The organism is Brachybacterium sp. HMSC06H03 (assembly GCF_001807385.1).
GTDB lineage: Bacteria > Actinomycetota > Actinomycetes > Actinomycetales > Dermabacteraceae > Brachybacterium > Brachybacterium conglomeratum.
Map to the genome: position 1 here is coordinate 821 of NZ_KV788856.1, position 2412 is coordinate 3232.

General features: G+C 74.1%; 1 protein-coding gene and 1 pseudogene. Both read right to left on the reverse strand.

What is annotated here, in order from left to right; genetic code table 11:
* Window positions 1–1347: dihydroxyacetone kinase family protein (locus tag HMPREF3159_RS11150; protein WP_246821619.1), on the reverse strand; the 1347-nt coding region annotated here is incomplete at its 3' end.
* 232 nt (window positions 1348–1579) lie between these two features.
* Window positions 1580–2412, reverse strand: a pseudogene (locus HMPREF3159_RS11155) (transporter); the annotation flags it as partial.

The window sequence follows — 2412 nt, forward strand, 5'->3', positions numbered from 1 at the left end:
GCCCCACAGCGCGCCGGAGGTGCCGCCGGCGGACTCGGACCAGGCCTCACCGGCACGGACCAGCAGGGTGCGGGCCCCGGCCCCGTCCGCGAGCGCCTGGCGCGCGGCGGCCGCGGCGCCCTTGGAGCCGTAGGCCATGCCCTGGCCGTGGTCGCCGTCGCCCGCGATCGCGTCGATCCGGCCCAGCTCGGCCTCCTCGCGCACGCACACGCCCGCGAACAGGTCCAGCACGCCGGCGACCTGCTCGGCGACCTCGCGGGACTCGCTGCTCGCCGCGGGGGTCTCGTCGGCCCCGGCCTCCCAGAACGCGGTGCGGCGCGGGCGCTCCGCCGCGCCGGTCATCGCGCCGCGGTGGAAGGCGGGGGTGTCGACCGGCGCGAGCCAGTGCTGCTCGAGCTCCTCGTCGAGGAACACCAGGGTCAGGGACAGGCCGGCCATGTCGAGGCTGGTCACGAGCTCGCCGACCTCGGGGCGGACGGGGGTGATGCCCGCGTCCTCGAGCAGTGCGGCGACCTTCGCGTAGACCACGAAGAGCTCCTCGTACTTCACGGTGCCGAGACCGTTGACGAGCACCGCGGCGCGGCCCTGGTAGCCGCCCTCGGCGCGCTCGGGCTGCTCGGCGAGCACGCCCTCGACCAGCATCGCCGCGACTTCGTCGGCGGTGCCGATCGGCTCGTCGCGCACGCCGGGCTCGCCGTGGATGCCCAGGCCCACACCCATCTGCCCCTCGGGCACGTGGAAGAGGGCGCCGGCGGCGCCGGGGAGGGTGGGGCCGTCGAAGGCGACGCCGAAGGAGCGGGTCGCGTCGTTGGCCTTCCACGCGAGGCGCTCGGCCTCGTCGAGGTCCGCGCCGGCCTCGATCGCGGCACCGGCGATCTTAAAGACGGGCAGGTCACCGGCGATGCCGCGGCGGTCGCGGTGGTTCTCGGGAGTGTTGGAGACGATGTCGTCGCTGACCTTGATGATCCGCACGTCGATGTTCTCGGCGCGCAGCTTCTCGGCCGCGGCGCCGAAGTGGAGCACGTCGCCGGCGTAGTTGCCGAAGCCGAGGATCACGCCGCCGCCGTTCTCGGCGTTGCGCGCCACGGAGTACACCTGCGAGGCCGACGGGGAGGCGAACACGTTACCGCAGGGGGCGCCGTGGCCCATACCGGGGCCGACCCAGCCGGCGAAGGCGGGGTAGTGGCCGGAGCCGCCGCCGATCACGAGGGCGGGCTGGCCGGCGGGTGTCTCGGTCGCGCGGACCACGCCGCCGTGGACCACGGCCACGTGATCGGGATGGGACAGGGCCAGGCCCTGGACCGCGTCGGCGGCGAAGGCGGCCGGGTCGTTGAAGAGGTACGTCATCGTGGATTCCTCCGGGAGCTGCCGTGCGGGGGTCGACGGCGCGGGGTCGTGGGGGAGCCGGGCGCACCGCGCCGCAGCAGAATGATCCTATAGGAAATGTACGGGGTCGGGCAGGGGGTGTCGGTCGCTGGGAGCGTCCCGTCGGCCGGAGCCTCCCGGCCGGGCGGGGCGCCCTGCCCGACCCCTGATCATGCGGCGCAGGCCCTCCGGACGGAAGGCTTCCGGGAAATGGTCAGACCACCAGCCACACCAGCGAGAGCAGGAGCATGCTCGTGAAGCCCAGGACCGAGGTCAGCACCGTCCAGGTGCGCAGCCCGTCGGCCACCGAGAGTCCCAGGAACTTCGTGGCGATCCAGAAGCCCGAGTCGTTGATGTGGGAGAGCGAGACCGAGCCGAGCCCGATCGCGAGGATGATCAGCACGACCTGCATCGGCGAGTAGTCCCCGGCCATCACCGTGCCCTGGACGATGCCCGCGGCCGAGAGGGTCGCGACGGTGCCGGAGCCCTGGGCGACCTTGAAGGCGAGCGCGACGAGGAAGGCGAGCAGCAGGATCGGCACGCCCGCTCCCAGGAGCAGGCCGGAGACCGCATCGCCGACGCCGGTCTCGGTGAGCACCTTCGCGAAGACGCCGCCGGCCCCGGTGACCAGGATGACGATCGCGGCCGGGCCGAGGGCGCCGTCCATCACCTCGCCGATCTGGGCCCTGCCCCAGCCGTGCATGATGCCCAGCAGGTACATCGCCGCGAGCGTCGCGACCAGCAGCGCGAAGGCAGGAGCCCCGAGGAAGGAGACCACGTGCGCGGCGGTCGAGCCCTCGGGCAGCAGGAGCCCGCCGACGGTCCCGAGCGCGATCAGCAGGATCGGCAGCAGGATCAGCGCGATCACCAGGCCCGCCGACGGGCGACGCCCGGCGAGCTCCTCGTCGGTCGACGACGTGGCGGTCGAGCCGCCGCCGGAGGGCTCCTCGTCCGTGGGGGAGTCCGCGGGGTCGAGGGCGAGGGACGAGGCGGCGGCGACGTGCGAGGAGCCGGAGGCGCCGTCGGCCGCACCGACGGCGGCGGCCC